The sequence below is a fragment of the Mesorhizobium sp. M7A.F.Ca.US.007.01.2.1 genome (assembly GCF_003998165.1).
In the GTDB taxonomy this organism is placed as follows: Bacteria; Pseudomonadota; Alphaproteobacteria; order Rhizobiales; family Rhizobiaceae; genus Mesorhizobium; species Mesorhizobium ciceri.
In genome coordinates this window covers 1-14729 of sequence record NZ_RZQP01000158.1, presented here as the reverse complement: position 1 = coordinate 14729, position 14729 = coordinate 1, and the positions used below count along the sequence as shown (strand labels likewise).

The 14729-nt window shown below is 58.8% G+C and carries 11 protein-coding genes and 1 pseudogene; 4 read left to right on the top strand and 8 right to left on the bottom strand.

All coding sequences use genetic code 11. The features are described 5' to 3' along the window. The 3 genes from EN949_RS24075 to EN949_RS24065 all read right to left on the bottom strand — a co-directional run. Nucleotides 1-380 (bottom strand): peptidase inhibitor family I36 protein (locus EN949_RS24075; protein WP_245472487.1); only part of this gene is annotated, 380 nt, incomplete at its 3' end. 12 nt (nt 381-392) lie between these two features. Then, complete coding sequence (locus EN949_RS24070) at nt 393-1241, bottom strand: DUF1194 domain-containing protein (RefSeq protein ID WP_127366447.1); 849 nt, start codon at nt 1239-1241, stop codon at nt 393-395. A gap of 94 nt (nt 1242-1335) precedes the next feature. Further along, complete coding sequence (locus tag EN949_RS24065) at nt 1336-3897, bottom strand: FAD-dependent oxidoreductase (RefSeq protein WP_063168209.1); 2562 nt, start codon at nt 3895-3897, stop codon at nt 1336-1338. A 553-nt stretch (nt 3898-4450) separates the two neighbouring features. On the opposite strand from EN949_RS24065, the gene EN949_RS24060 reads away from it, so the two are divergent. The 4 genes from EN949_RS24060 to EN949_RS24045 all read left to right on the top strand — a co-directional run bounded on the left by EN949_RS24060 (nt 4451) and on the right by EN949_RS24045 (nt 10002). Continuing rightward, complete coding sequence (locus EN949_RS24060) at nt 4451-4906, top strand: hypothetical protein (protein ID WP_127224123.1); 456 nt, start codon at nt 4451-4453, stop codon at nt 4904-4906. 9 nt (nt 4907-4915) lie between these two features. Then, on the top strand, nt 4916-6757 hold the full coding sequence (locus EN949_RS24055; RefSeq protein WP_063168211.1) for a hypothetical protein: 1842 nt from the start codon (nt 4916-4918) through the stop codon (nt 6755-6757). 106 nt (nt 6758-6863) lie between these two features. Next, the gene (locus tag EN949_RS24050) at nt 6864-8705 is read left to right on the top strand and encodes a type I secretion system permease/ATPase (RefSeq protein WP_063168212.1); all 1842 of its coding nucleotides are present in this window, start codon (nt 6864-6866) and stop codon (nt 8703-8705) included. Then, a complete protein-coding gene (locus tag EN949_RS24045; protein ID WP_063168213.1) occupies nt 8692-10002 on the top strand; it encodes an HlyD family type I secretion periplasmic adaptor subunit in 1311 nt (436 codons plus the stop codon). Before EN949_RS24050 ends, EN949_RS24045 begins: the two co-directional genes overlap by 14 nt. Nucleotides 10003-10048: 46 nt before the next feature. Here EN949_RS24045 and EN949_RS24040 read toward each other — a convergent pair whose 3' ends face one another. The 5 genes and pseudogenes from EN949_RS24040 to EN949_RS36665 form a co-directional block, all read right to left on the bottom strand. Next, a complete protein-coding gene (locus tag EN949_RS24040; protein ID WP_063168214.1) occupies nt 10049-10807 on the bottom strand; it encodes an FkbM family methyltransferase in 759 nt (252 codons plus the stop codon). Next, on the bottom strand, nt 10804-12036 hold the full coding sequence (locus tag EN949_RS24035) for a glycosyltransferase 87 family protein (protein ID WP_063168215.1): 1233 nt from the start codon (nt 12034-12036) through the stop codon (nt 10804-10806). Before EN949_RS24035 ends, EN949_RS24040 begins: the two co-directional genes overlap by 4 nt. A 21-nt stretch (nt 12037-12057) precedes the next feature. After that, complete coding sequence (locus EN949_RS24030) at nt 12058-13488, bottom strand: aspartate aminotransferase family protein (protein WP_244514351.1); 1431 nt, start codon at nt 13486-13488, stop codon at nt 12058-12060. 105 nt (nt 13489-13593) lie between these two features. Beyond that, on the bottom strand, nt 13594-14601 hold the full coding sequence (locus EN949_RS24025) for an NAD(P)-dependent oxidoreductase (protein ID WP_063168217.1): 1008 nt from the start codon (nt 14599-14601) through the stop codon (nt 13594-13596). Next, nucleotides 14598-14729 (bottom strand): annotated as a pseudogene (locus tag EN949_RS36665) (transporter); the annotation flags it as partial. The pseudogene EN949_RS36665 and the gene EN949_RS24025, both read right to left, overlap by 4 nt.

Below are 14729 nucleotides of genomic sequence, written 5' to 3'. Positions count from 1 at the left end.
GATATACGGTCATTCCAGTCGCTGCCGCCGAAATCGCGGATCCGGCGCCGGATCTCGATCGAGCGGCCACCCATCCGGGAGTCCTCATAGGCAATGAGTGTGCAACCCCGGCGCACAATCACCGACGACACACGGTCGTTCCAGAACTGGCCGCCGCGAAAGTTCACGGAATCGTCGGGGCCCATACCGATGGACCGACCGCGAAAATTCGCGTGCTCGAACATCATGCAGGCGGGCTCATCATTGTATTGGGCGCTGGCGGCGTCGGCAAAAAGCACGGACGCGACAGCAGTCAGGATGGCTAGACGTTTCATCTGATGTTTCCTCGGTTTTTGCCGCGGCCCCTCCGACTGGATAGCGCGGTCCGGCCAATTTGCCAATGCTTCGGTCGCCTAGCGGCTGTCAAACATCCAGCTGCGGTTGCGCCACATTTTCTCGCCGACCAGGCAGTCGGTGGCGGGCTTGTCCTGCGCCAATACCACCGGCGGATGCGTGGCTTCTTCTGCCGCCCATTGCGGCGAGGCCGGGCCGGCGAGTTCCAGCACCAGCTTGCGACGGATGGCTTCGGGAAACTGCGTCCAGTCATTGACCGGAATCATGAAGGCTCCGGGTCCGCCGATGACGCAGTCGCTGTAGTAGCGATCGAGATTGCTGACGTCGTAGGCGCCGGGAAAACCGCCTCGCGTCATCAGCGGCAGGCCGTTGATGACGATGCCTTGCTTGATCAGATCGTCGCGGGTCAGGTTGACCGGCGCGCCTTGATTGTTGGGGCCATCGCCCGAAATGTCGATGACCCGCTTCGTGCCCTGGTAGCCGCTTTCGGCGAACAGGTCATTGCCGAACTCCAGCGCTCCGGAGATCGAGGTGCGCCGCGCGCTGTTGGGCGGCTGAGCGGATAGTTGCGCAACCACCCGCTCGGCGTCGGTGCGGCTGGCGATCACCGTCCACGGCACGATGACGCGCTGCCAGTTGGTGCCGGCCCATTCGACATAGGTGACGGCGATCTTGCCATAAGCGCCATCGGCAATGGCCTGCAGCACATTGTCGTGCGTCAGTGCCGCGGCGTAGCCGTGACGCTGGATCTCGAGTTCGTCCGGAGACATCGACAGCGAGACATCGACGGCCAGCACCAGCTCGACATCGACGGGCTCGTCAGCTTGGGCCGCGGGCGTCAACCAGAGCGTCAGTGCGAACGCGGCGCAGCCTGAAAGGAAATGTCTTGCGCAGGCAAAAGCAGACATGCCGCGAAGGTAAGCGAAAACCGTCGGCTTAAAAAGAGAAAAGCCCGGCCGATGGCCAGGCTTTTGCCTTCATGCCCTTTGCGCCGGCTAGCAATCAGCTGCGCGGCTTCAAATTCTCCGGATCGTAGAGCGGCTTGTAGCCGACAGCCGCCACTTCGACCGGATATGTCTCACCGAAATACTCGATCGTGAGCTTGCGGCCTTCCTGGGCGTACGCCCACGGCAGATAGGCAAGACCGATATTCTTGCCGATGGTCGGGCCATAGGCCATCGAGGTGGTGAAGGACCGCCGGCCGAGTTCGTCGACCAGCGTCTCGCCGGTCTTCGGATCCATCACCGGCATGGTGCCGACGGGATAGCGGGCAACGCCTTTGGAATCGACATTCTCGGTCATCACCAGCGTGCACAGCATGGCCGGCTGGTGCTCGCGGGCGCGGTATTCGACGTGCTTCGCCTTGCCGCAGAAATCGTTCTCCTTGACCTTTGGACGAGCGAGATCCGCTTCGAGCAGATTGTACTCGGTCAGAAGGTCGGCGTTCTGCAGGCGCAGGCTCTTTTCCATGCGGCGCGTGTTGGCATAGGTCTCCACGCCGAAAGGCATCACGCCGGTCGAGCGCAGCGCGTCCCACACAGCGAGACCGTCCTCGTAGCGCATATGCAGTTCCCAGCCCTGCTCGCCGACATAGGAGATGCGGAAAGCGGTGACGTCCTTGCCGCCGATCCGGACCGGCTTGATCGCCGCGAATGGGAAGTTCTCAACAGAGAGCCCGTCCGGGTTTTCGACCACCTTCTGCAAGGTCGCCCGGGCGTTCGGTCCCCAGATGCCGATGGTGACGAACTTCTCGGTCACGTCGGTGATGGTGACGTCGAAACCTTTGTCCTGTGCCGTGCGGCGCATGTACTGGAAATCGCGCGGGCCAGCATCCGCGCCGTCGATCAAACGACAGCGGTCGGCCATGCGAATAACGGTAAAGTCGGCCCGCACCATGCCTTCCTCGTCGAGGAAGTGGGTGTAGATGCCCTTGCCGATGTTGTTGTCGCCGCCAATCTTGGCTGCGCACAACCATTCCAGCAGCGCGACATGGTCTGGACCTTCGATGTCGTACATGGCGAAATGCGACAGGTTGACGATGCCGCAATCCTCGCTCATGGCGAGATGTTCGGCATTGGAGACGCGCCAGAAATGGCGGTTGTCCCATTCGTTCTCACGCACCGGCACCCGGTTGCCGTATTTCTCCAGGAGATGCTCGTTGGCGGCATAGCCGTGGGCGCGCTCCCAGCCGCCGAGTTCCATGAAATAGCCGCCGAGTTCCTTCTCGCGTTCCCAGAACGGCGAGCGCCGGATATTGCGGGCCTTGGAGAACGGCTCGCGCGGATGCACCGCCGGATTGTAGACCTTCATCGCCGTCTCGGTGCAGCGGTCCCAGATGAACTGCTCCTTGGTCTGGTGCGGATAGAACCGTGCATAGTCGATGGCATGGTGATCGATTGCGGTGCGGCCGTCGGTCATCCAGTCGGCGATCAGCTTGCCCATGCCGGGACCATCCTTGACCCAGATGGCAACGGCATACCACAGACCCCGCACCTTCTGGCTTTCGCCCATCGACGGGCCGCCGTCCGCGGTTACCTGGAGAAGTCCATTGAACGAATGGCTCTCATTATAGCCGAGTTCGCCGAGGATCGGCGTCAGTTCCATGGCGCGTTCGAGCGGCGCCAGGATCTGTTCCATGTCGAGATCGCGTTGCGACGGCGAAAGCCGCGCCTGGTCCTTCTCCAGCAGGTCGCGCGGGTGGCAAAGGCGCGGATTGGTCTCTTCGTAATAACCCCATTCGATCTGCCCGCCCTCGGCGGTCTTGGGATCACCGGTGTCGCGCATATAGGCCGAGTTGCCCTGGTCGCGCAGCAGCGGCCAGCCGATCTCCTTGCCGGTGCCGGCGAACTCGTTGTAGGGGCCGAAGAAGGTCAGCGGATGGTCGATCGGCATGACCGGCAGGTCTTCGCCGACCATTTCCGCTATCAGCCGGCCCCAAATCCCGGCGCAGACGACGACATAGTCGGCCTCGATGGTGCCGCGGTCCGTTACCACGCCTGATATGCGGCCGTCCTTGACGACCAGCGACCGGGCCGATGTGTTGGCGAAGGATTTGAGCTTGCCCGACGCTTCCGCCTGGTCGACCAGCTTGCCGGCGACCGTCTGCGAACGCGGGATGACCAGACCGGCATCGGGATCCCAAAGACCACCTTGAACAATCGCTTCTTCGATGAGCGGAAATTTTTCCTTGATCTCGGCCGGCTCGATCAGGCGCGCGCGCGTGCCAAACGCCTTGGCCGAGGCGATCTTGCGCTTGATTTCTTCCATTCGGCTGTCGTCGCCGACACGCGCGACCTCGAGGCCGCCGATACGCGCGTAATGACCCATCTTCTCGTAGAAATCGATGGAGTAGAGCGTCGTCCAGCACGACAGGAAATCGTGGCTGGTGGTGTAGCAGAAGTCGGAGGCGTGCGCCGTCGAGCCGATATCGGTCGGGATACCTGATTTGTCGATGCCGACAATGTCATCCCAGCCGCGTTCGATCAGGTGATGGGCGATCGATGCGCCGACAATACCGCCCAGGCCGACGATGACGACCCTCGCCTTTTTCGGAAACTCTGCCATTGCCCGCGACTCCAAAGTGATAAAGCGGGCGGACTATAGGGCGGAGCAGCAGCACGATTGAAGCCTGTTTGCGACATTGGCAAAAAGCCGAGCGACCAGACGGCAGAATGCTTCACACCGGGCGCCTGGGGCGGTTCGCTTTCCGGTAGGCTAACTCAGGCGAAGGCCCAGATGTCCTCGGCCTGGAAACCGACCTGATAGCTACGCATCGAGATCAGCATTATTATAAAAGATCTTACTTATATACTTCGATGAAAGATAAATCTGTAAGTATATTAATTGTTGCAATCGTTATGAGATATGGCATACTAATAACTTAACGAATTAGAGCGCATGCTGGGCGGGAAAACGCGTGCTCAAAGGTCGATTTTCAATTGCGCTCCTCTTGGCTTTGGTCACCTGCGGGCACTCGCAATCCGCATCACTCGACACTGGAGACGAACGTTTTCTCTGGCTCACCTCTTCGTCGATCGATCGCGTTGCCGTGACATACTCGCAGGGAACGCTCTATGTCCCCTCAGATCTATTTCGGGAACGAAATCCGAAGGCAACCATGGATATCAAGCAAGTCGCGCTACGACTGAGCTATCCTGAACTGAAAGCTGGCCGCGGGCCAAACCCCCAGATCCGGGGGGAGGAGGATCTGCTGCCGCTTTCGGACGCACTCGGAGTGGCGGCCTCCGTTCCAGGCGGCCCACTAAAAATTCATATTCCGCAAAACCTCCTGCTTCCAATTATAAATGACCTCGATGCTGGTATTAAATTCGCCTCGTTTCGCGTAAAGGATAATGCTAAGGGGTATCTCTCTCACAATATCTACTATATTTCCGCGCCGGATCCTATGTACATTATGTGCACTGGATATTCTTCTGTATCATCGTGCATGATGAGCTTTGATAGGGCTGGATTGCGCTGGATGATCATGGCGCCTCGTAAATATCTTCGAGAGGACGTCTCTAGGTTTCACAAACGTCTTTCGGCGCTGATTGATTCATTTTCTGAAAAATAGGAGCGTATCATGCCAACTTCACAGCAGATAAACGATATTAACTCTGCATATGCGCTTACCATCTCGACGGGTGACGCGTCTCATTACTACGATGCGCTTTCCGCCGCTGGCATCTACTATGGAAGCATGGCACATGGTGTCGTGAACGCCGACTCGTTAATCGGAATTGTTGCTAACAACTATGCCAAGAACAAAATAGATGGCGATTTCGCGTCAGGACTCTTTGACCAACGTCGCGATGCGCTCATGCTGGAACTCGCTACGCGTGACTACGCTCTTCGGTCAACACAAACTGATTGGAACCTTACGGGGCGGCAAATTTCCGACTATCATGATGCAGCATACCAAACTGTTTTCCCCGAGCTCTCAGGCGCGGCGGAAGGGTGGACACCCTACTACGAGGTTCGAGCTCTCAACGACTATGATTTCTGGCTGGTCACGTCGAGTGCGGATCTGTCTCAGTATCTATCCTACTTTAGAATGAATATTCCGCTGACAGTCGGCGATGCTACGGCGAAAAACTATGCGCTCCAATGGTTCCAGGATATGGATCCATTTGTGTTTAATCTATCTCAGATGAAATTTATTATCGGGGACGATGTTCTCGCCAAAAGCTTGCTCCAGTGGGCCGCTACCCATACGGGATTCTTGGATAGCAAGCAGTCATATCTGTTCGAGCAAAAACCGTATGCCCCAGCTAACGACACCGATGCGTCTGGTTTCCTTGGCAGGTTCATTCATGGTCTCCTGATTGAGGAGGCGGTTTCAGGAACCTCAAATATCCTGCATGCCAGCACTGACTACAAGGAGATATCGTTCGACCGGAGCGATCTCCCCACAACTCCCCATGGGACTGAGTTCGATCACGTGATCAACCAGACCATCGGCACCGCAAACGAGTTGACTCTTGCAGGGTACAATTCCGAGTGGATGCAATCGGATTCCTACAAACTGTCGAACCCTTACTATTGGGGGCTCGACCCGCATAACATCGTCAATATCAACGGCGCCACCTTCATAGCCGGAAATGCGGCAACATCGGCGAACAAGGATGGAAATCTGGTTGTCCTGCAGGGTGACGTTACCAGCTTCACCTTGAACAGCACCTCTCAGTTTATTCTTGTTGGGAATGAAAAGGACAACGAGATAACCTTGGTCAATCCGGATCAGGGATTTGTCTTTTCTGGCGCTGGAAATGACCACATCATAGTCTCGGGTGTTGCAGACAACAGCTGGGGTATAATCCTGCCGGTCATGATTGATACGGGCAGCGGGAACGACACGATCGAGTTCCAGGATTCGAGTCACTTTTTTGTCGGCTATGTCATGACGCCCGATGGCGGGCATGACGTCGCTGTTGGAAATCTAGAGAAGTATTGGCCATCAGATCCCGCTTCAGACTATTCTGCTCCCTTGAATAATTTCCTATTGTCTGGATTAAGCCTCACCGATCTGGATCTAGAGAAGACATTGGTCGCGCAGCGTACAACAACGATACATGCAAGTGAGCAATGGTATGAGATAGACTATGTTACGAACTGGTGGGATGTAAAATATACCCTCAGCGGCAATGACGGAGCCACTTCAATCGAAATTGGTACATATTCATTTAGCTCCAACAAGGCCTACTACATCAGTACCGATGTGCTTTATGGAGACTACACGGTAGACTTTGGTATGTCTTCAGAATGGACAGGGTCGGCGCATGTTATTAACGGGTACTTCGGCAGATCGCAGGTTTTTAATTCATTCTCGTTGGCTTATTTGGACGAAAATGACAACGCGCACAGCGTGGCAATGAACACCGTGTTTGATATGGGATTCGACCCAGCATGGCTTGTTGCCGCTTGAAGTATGTCTTGGGTGAGTCACCTCGGTCTGGATCAGTGGCAGTAACAAGCAATATGCTTGAGCTATGCATAGGATTTTGTGCTGAAGTAGGTGGAACGAGATCTCCATGACCCGATCCCCCGAGAAGATAGGTTCTGGGGGATTTGAAAGGTCACTTGTTGCGGCGAACAAGGCGGTAATCCTCGCAACAGCGGTGATAAGCGGCGTCATAAACGTATTGGCGCTAACTGCCCCCTTGTTCATGTTGCAGGTTTATGACCGTGTGCTTGCCAGCCACAGCGTCCCAACACTGGTCGGCCTCGGGATGCTTGCGTTCGGCCTATATGCCTTTCAATGCGGCCTTGACATCATTCGTGCCCGCGTTCTTCTACGCGTCGGTGAGCGGTTCGATCACCAGCTTTCCGGGCGCGTTCACGACGCAGTCGTCCGCCTTCCACTCGAAACTCGCATGCCCAGCGACGGATTGCAGCCGCTGCGCGATCTCGACAATGTACGCAATTTTCTCTCCGGACCCGGTCCGACCGCGTTTTTCGATTTACCTTGGATGCCCTTTTATCTCGGCCTGTGTTTTCTACTTCATTTCTGGCTTGGTATGACAGCAATGGTCGGCGCGATCTTGTTGGTCTCGCTTACCGTTATTACCGATGCGTCTTCCCGCAACCCAACTCGAGAGGCACTCCGGCATAACACGGTGCGCAATGCCTTGCTGGACGCGTCCCGTCGCAATGCCGAAGCTATACGTGCGATGGGGCTTAGCAATCGCATGACCGCGCGCTGGCGCCTTGCAAATTCGGACTACCTTGCGGCAAATCGCAGGGCCAGCGATGTTGTTAGCGGCCTAGGGGGCGTTGCAAAAACACTTCGTTTGGTTCTCCAGTCCGCAATCCTGGCAGTGGGTGCATGGCTCGCTATCGAGCAGCAGGTCACACCGGGGGTGATGATTGCCAGTTCCATCATAATGGGCCGCGCACTAGCGCCCGTCGAATTGGCAATCGGAAGTTGGAAAGTGTTCCTGATGGCGAGACAGAGTTGGATCCGCCTCAGGGATTTGCTGCTGATGATGCCTGAAGAGACAACTGTCTTGGCCCTGCCCAAACCGCAATGCGAACTGCGTGCCGCAGGCATCACCGTCGTTCCCCCTGGTGAGACGAAGCCGACGGTCTTCGCAGCAAACTTCGTCATGCGCGCGGGGAGCGCGCTCGGCATTATTGGCCCTAGCGGTGCGGGGAAGTCGACGCTTGCCCGCGCTCTCGTTGGCGCCTGGACCCCGGCGAGCGGCAAAGTGCGTATTGACGACGCGTCACTCGACCAGTGGGATCAGGAGGCAATCGGTCGCCACATCGGCTACCTGCCACAGGGGGGCGAACTTTTCGATGGCACGATCGCAGAGAACATCGCCCGCTTCGAATCCGACGCGAAGCCGGAGACAATTGTATCAGCCGCGATGGCGGCTGGCGTTCATGAGCTTATCCTGCAGTTTGATAAAGGATATGAAGCCCGCATTGGAGAAGCCGGATCATCCCTTTCGGCAGGGCAACGCCAGCGGATCGGCCTTGCCAGGGCACTCTACGCCGATCCGTTCCTCGTCGTGCTCGATGAACCCAATGCGAATCTTGACGCCGATGGCGAAGCTGCTGTTGTGAAGGCAATCGCGGCCGTGAGGGAACGCAAGGGGATCGCAATAGTTATAGCGCATCGACCGAGCGCGCTAGCTGCAGTCGATTTCGTTCTCATGATGGAGGCCGGTCGGGTCAAAGCCTTCGGACCACGCGACGAAGTTCTTTCGAAAATATCAAAGGTCCCTTCTCCGAATCCTACCATGGCTGGATATCCGGGCTTTTCTGTATCGGCCAGGATGCTCGCGCCCTTCAAGATGGTCGCAGATCCGAACGAGTCAAAGCCGGAGGTCGCTGAAATCTTGATGGAGGGATCCGATGCCAAACGTTGAGGCCGAATTGGTTTCAAGATCTATCCGGCGGCACCTCTTCATTGGCGGCACTTCCTGCCTTTTCTTGGTGGGAGGCATAGGCGGGTGGGCGGCCGCAACCAATCTCTCTGGTGCAGTCGTGGCTTCCGGCACCTTTGTCGTCGATAGCTATGTCAAGAAAATCCAACATTTGACTGGAGGCGTTATCAGCGAGATTCTCATCAAGGAGGGGCAGAAGATTGCGGCCGGAGATGTACTTGTGCGCCTCGATGCAACGCAAGCGCGGGCAAACCTTGGAATCGTCACCAAGAGGCTGGACGAATTGACTGCACGGCTCGCTAGACTTGAGGCCGAGCGCGACGACGAAGACCAGATTGCGTTTCCAGGAACTTTACTTTCCCGGCTTGACAACACCGATATCGCCGCAGCCGTTCAGAGTGAGCGTCGACTGTTTGAGTTCAGGAAGGAAGACCGAGCGGGGAAGAAGTCCCAGTTGCGCGAAAGAATTAAGCAGTTCGCGCATGAGATCGATGGCCTGAAGTCTCGCGAAACAGCCTTTGATCGTGGGCTCTCTGTGCTTGATGCCGAGATCGCCTCGCTTCAAGTGCTCCGGGCAAAGGGCATTGTTTCTGTGTTGCGATTGAACGACCTGGAGCGAGAGGCGGCGACCCTCGGCGGTGATCGAGGCGAGGCGATGGCCGGCCAGGCTCAAGCAGCAGGCCGAATATCGGAAGCTAGACTGCAGATCCTGCAGATCGACTCCGACCTGAAAACTGAAGTGAGCGCCGAACTTCGTGAAGTGCAAGGTCAGATCGGAGAATATATCGAGCGAAAGATCGCGGCCGAGGATCAACTCAAGCGAATCGACATCATCGCTCCACAGGCTGGCATCGTGCACCAACTGGCATTTCACACTGTCGGCGGCGTCATTTCGCCAGGGGATGTGATTATGTCGATCGTTCCCGATAGCGGCGGGCTCGCGCTGGATGCCCAGATCGCACCGCGCGACATCGACCAGATTGAGCTTGGGCAGAAGGCAGTGCTACGCCTCTCGGCATTCAATCAGCGTACCACGCCAGAACTCAATGGGACGGTTGTCCGTATTGCAGCTGACCTGACGACTAACGAGCGCTCAGGATCTTCCTACTATCAGGTGCGCTTCGTGGTAGCGCCCGAAGAACTGGCGCGGCTAGACGGACTCATTGTTCTTCCGGGAATGCCCGTTGAGGCCTTTATCAAGACCCACGAACGGTCTGCGTTTTCATATTTCGTGAAGCCGCTTTCCGATCAGATCAGTCGTGCGTTCAGAGAGGACTAGGCCACGTCTTTGTAGCAATGGAGGGGGTCGTCTGCTCTATCTTCCTTCACACGAAGGCCCAGATGTCCTCGGCCTGGAAACCGACCTGATAGCCTGATGTCTTCAGCTTGACCACGACCTGGCCGATCTCGGCGGCCGGCAGCGCGCCGACCTCGACCTTGATCATGCCGGGACGGTAGCGCTTGAGGTCGAGTTGTTCGAAGACGATCCAGTCGGCGCCCTCGCAATCGACGAGGAAGGCGTCGATATGGGTGATGCCGTTGCGGTCGAGCAGCGTCAGCAAGGTCTCGGATGGCACCTCGATGTCCCTGAGATGCGGCGCGAACTTGTTGAAGTTGGCGTCGGCCTCGCCCCAGGCATTCTTGCCCGACATCAGATTGGTGTCGGTGACCGACGAACAGCCGATGAATTCGATGGGCAGCGTGCCGGCCTCGAGCGCGGCGGCATCGAAAGTGTGGACGGTGATCGTGCCCTTTGTCTTCGTCACCGCCACCGGCTCGATGATGAAGCGGCTGATGTCGGGGTAGTTGGCGCGCAGCCGTTTCTGATTGTAGGGGATCGGCTCGACCAGCATCGCGCGTGCACCGGGAATCCTGTGCAGCCACGGCGTCACATCGTCGAAGAGCGCGCCGTCGCAGGCGCCGACATTGACCATCTGGAACGGCCGCCCCGCCCCACCAAACCGCGCCTTCAGCGCTGCCTTGGCCAGGAATTTCGTGCCGCGCAGCGACGGCCCGCGATCGAGAACGCCACTGGGAAGACCGAGCGACAGGGCAACGCGCGCCAGGCTGGATAGCGAACTCATGACTTGTCTCCGGGAATGATTTGCATGGCAGCGCGATTCTGGCCGCGAGCCACGGCCGCCCACAACGCCATGAACGGCGTCGCCAGCAGCAGGAATGGCGGGATCAGATGCGGGAAATAGATGCGCGTGTCGTGGATCGGGAAGACGGTGAACTTCGCCAGCGCGCCGAGCACCAGTGCCGCGAACAGGATGCCGGCGCGGCGGTCGAGGCGGAAGCCGGCGCGGTCGGCAGCAAACCAGCCGGCCAGTGCCAGCACCGACACGCCGACCCAGCTGTTCAGGCTGACGGCACGCAGCAGCGAGGTGGCAAATGCCCTGAGATAGGCAACGATGGAGAATGGCGGCTCGAACCCGTCCATATTGTAATGCTGCTCGATGCTGGAGAACCACAGATGCGGCCACCAGCCGGGATGATGCGCCCAGTGCGAGATGGCGAAATAGGCAACGAAGGAAGCGGCAAAGCCGGCCAGCGCGCCCCATGCCCTCTGCCGGAACGCAACCAGCAGCACAGCAAAAACAGCAAGGAAAACAATGTTGTCCGGGCGCACCATGAAGGCGAGGAAGAGCAGGATCGCCGTCGCCACCTCGCGGCCGCGGACATAGGCATAAAGCCCGCCCAGCAACAGCGCCGATGTGAGCAGATCCGGCGTTGAGGCGCGCGCCGCATCGCCGAAATCGGCCATGATCAGCACCGCGCCGACCACCGGCGCCAAGGCCAGTGCCCCCTCGGAGCGCAGCCACATCAGGGCGATCGCGCCGAACAGCAGCACGGAGAACACTGAGACCAGGCGCATCGCCTCGACCGGCGACATCACCGCGCTCATCGTCGACAGGATCTCGGCATAGAGGAACTTGATCCGGTACATGCCGAGCAATGAATGGAAGTCGGCGGCATTCTCCGCCATGTGGCTGCGGAAGCCGCCGCCATCGTCGGTCAGCGCCTTGTAGTCACCGGCCGACACGCCCGATTTGACAGTGTTGTAGGCATAGTCATGCAGCGCCTGTGCATCGGGATAGGTGCCTTCCTCCGCTATGGCGAGATAGGGCAGCATGTCCCAATTGGCGTCGGGCATCACCCACGCGGTGAACGCTGAAAAAAGAATGTAGAGCGCGAAGGCCGCGGCGCCGATCGGTGCCGCCAGCCGCGCATAAGTCCCCACGCCCCACGCCAGACCGGCCCCGGTGAGCCGGTCGAGTGGGTTCTGTGGAGCGGGCGACTTGGTCAGCATGTCTACTCAGCGAGTTTCGGTTTAACGGACCTGGCTTTTGACGAAATCCTTCACGATCGACACGATGCCGCGCGACAGCAGACTGTCGAAAGCATCGACGAAACGATCGACATGCTCACGCTGGCAGATCAGCGGCGGCTCCAGCCGGATGACGTTGCGGTTGTACTCGGTGAAGGCGACCAGCACGTCGTAATCGCGCAGCAGCAGCGCGCCGACGAAGCCCGACAGCGAGCCCTTCAGCTTGTCGTCGAGCACGCTGACGATCGGCCGCAGCACCATCGGCAAGGTCTGCGAGAAGTCGTGGAACTCCAGGCCGACCATAAAACCCTTGCCGCGCACATCCTTGATGATCTTCGGGTACTTTTCCCTGAGCGCCTGCAGGCGCTGCAGCAAATAGTCGCCGGTGACGGCGGCATTGTCGATCAGCCCCTCGTCGTAGAGCACGTTGAGCCCCTCGATCGCGGTGACGCAGGCCTCGCCCATGCCGCCGAAGGTCGCCATGGCATGGATCATCGCCGTTTTCGGCGTGCCATAGGCCTTCATGTAGACCTCGCGCCGCGCGATCATGGCTCCCACCGCCGCCTTGCCGGCGCCGAGCGACTTGGCCAGCGCGGTCACATCGGGAATGACGCCGTAATGCTCGAAGGCGTAGAAGCGGCCCGAACGGCCGTAGCCGCACTGCACTTCGTCGGCGACCCACAGCACGCCGTACTGATCGCACAGCGCGCGCAGCTTCTGCCAATATTCGGCCGGCGCCTGAATGATGCCGCCACCGCCCTGGATGGTCTCGAGCACGATGACCCCGACCTCCGGATCGGAGCGGAACAGGCGCTCGACCGCCTCGATGTCGGCGAACGGGATGCGGACCGTGTTTTCCGCCACCTTGAAGTCGGCGCGGTAAAGCTGGCCGTCTGTGATGCCCAGCACGCCCTTGGTCTTGCCGTGGAAGGAATTCTCGGCATAGACGATCTTCGGCCGCTTCGGACCGGCCGCGCGCTCGGCGAGCTTCACCGCCGCTTCCATCGCTTCCGAGCCGGACGAACCCAAAAATACCATGTCGAGATCGCCGGGCGAGCATTTGGCGATGTTGTGCGCAAGCGCTGCCGCATATTGCGACATGAAGGCGATGGCGATTTCCTGGCGCTTCTCCTCCTGGAATTTCTTGCGTGCTTCCAGGATGCGCGGATGATTGTGGCCAAAGGCCAGCGAACCGAAGCCGCCGAAGAAGTCGAGGATCTTGCGGCCGTTCTGGTCGATGTAGAACATGCCTTCGGCACGCTCGATCTTGATCTTGTGGAAGCCGAGCAGCTTCATGAAGTGGAACTGGCCGGGGTTGAGATGCGCCTTGAACAGGTCGGTCATGCGGGCGACATCCATCGCCTTGGCTTGTTCGACGCTGATCAAATCGGGCTTGGCGATGGTGACAGGCGACAGCGCCGGCGCGCTGACCATGGTGCGCAAATTGGTCTGTTCGGGCTTGGCCATGACGGTCATTTCAATCTCCTGTCTGCGCGCACGACCAGGATCGGGCGCAACGAAAGCTGTTTTTGCAAGCCGCTATTCGGCGGGCACATGTTTGGTGGCGACGGCGTGACCGGCTTTCTTTGCGCGGTACTCGCTGTAGGCGGCGATCAGCATGTCCTCGTCGCGATATTGCGGCACCCAGCCGAGCTGACGCCCGGCCTTGGACACGTCGAGCACGCAATCCTCGTCGGCGATCAGATACTGTTCCGGGTCCATGATCGGCATGTTCAAGAGGTCAAGCAGGTCCAGCGTGCGCTTGACCGCCCAGCCCGGTGTCGGGATCAGGATCGATTTCGAGCCGGCATGCCTGATCAGATCGCCGAGCAATTTCTTGACCGGCGGCGGATTGAGCGAACCGAGATTATAGGCCTCGTTTGGCACGCCGGCCTTCCAGGCCGCGCGCGCAGCCTCGGCGCAGTCGAACACCGAGATGAACTGATAAGGATTCCTGCCCGAACCGATCATCGGCACGGGAAGGTTCCAGTCGATCAGCTTGAACAGTTTTTCCAGAATGCCGAGCCGGCCGGGACCGATGATCAGGCGCGGGCGAAACAGCGAGATCGACATGCCGCGCTTGCGCCATTCGGCGGCGAGCTCCTCTGTCTTCTGCTTCGACCAGCCATATTCGCCCAGCGGCGCCACCGGGTGCTCCTCGGTCATCGGCTGCGTGACCGTGTGGCCGTAGATCATGTCGGTCGTGTAGTGGACGAGTTTTGACGCACCGGCTCCGTCCATGGCCTGCATGATGTGCTCGGTGCCATGGAAATTCACAGGGAAGAAGAAATCGTGCCGCTTGGCGCGCACCTGGATCGGCGATAGCATCTTGGCCGACAAATTGTAGACCATGTCGTCGGCCCTGAGCCCAACCGCGGTGACCGAGGTCGGGTCGGTGACGTCGCATTGGATAAAGCGGACGGTGCGGTAGTGCGGCAGGTCGCTCTTGACGATGTCGGCGACGACAACCTCTTCACCATCGGCCACAAGTTTCGGGGCAAGATGGCGGCCGACGAAACCGTCGCCGCCGAAAATCACATGTCTCATCGAACGATCTCGTTTGCTTGGATCTTGTCGGGCGTGATGGAAGCGGTCTGGTCCTCATGCCCTTGCTCACCCAAATCCCGCCCACTTTGCGCGATCAGCACCGTGCCGACGCAGATGAAGGCGATACC

What these genes read in the sequence shown, in the direction of transcription:
- EN949_RS24070 (WP_127366447.1), bottom strand. Translation starts at nt 1,241, where the DNA reads ATGTCTGCTTTTGCCTGCGCAAGACATTTCCTTTCAGGCTGCGCCGCG.
- EN949_RS24065 (WP_063168209.1), bottom strand. Translation starts at nt 3,897, where the DNA reads ATGGCAGAGTTTCCGAAAAAGGCGAGGGTCGTCATCGTCGGCCTGGGC.
- EN949_RS24060 (WP_127224123.1), top strand. Translation starts at nt 4,451, where the DNA reads ATGGATATCAAGCAAGTCGCGCTACGACTGAGCTATCCTGAACTGAAA.
- EN949_RS24055 (WP_063168211.1), top strand. Translation starts at nt 4,916, where the DNA reads ATGCCAACTTCACAGCAGATAAACGATATTAACTCTGCATATGCGCTT.
- EN949_RS24050 (WP_063168212.1), top strand. Translation starts at nt 6,864, where the DNA reads ATGACCCGATCCCCCGAGAAGATAGGTTCTGGGGGATTTGAAAGGTCA.
- EN949_RS24045 (WP_063168213.1), top strand. Translation starts at nt 8,692, where the DNA reads ATGCCAAACGTTGAGGCCGAATTGGTTTCAAGATCTATCCGGCGGCAC.
- EN949_RS24040 (WP_063168214.1), bottom strand. Translation starts at nt 10,807, where the DNA reads ATGAGTTCGCTATCCAGCCTGGCGCGCGTTGCCCTGTCGCTCGGTCTT.
- EN949_RS24035 (WP_063168215.1), bottom strand. Translation starts at nt 12,036, where the DNA reads ATGCTGACCAAGTCGCCCGCTCCACAGAACCCACTCGACCGGCTCACC.
- EN949_RS24030 (WP_244514351.1), bottom strand. Translation starts at nt 13,488, where the DNA reads ATGGTCAGCGCGCCGGCGCTGTCGCCTGTCACCATCGCCAAGCCCGAT.
- EN949_RS24025 (WP_063168217.1), bottom strand. Translation starts at nt 14,601, where the DNA reads ATGAGACATGTGATTTTCGGCGGCGACGGTTTCGTCGGCCGCCATCTT.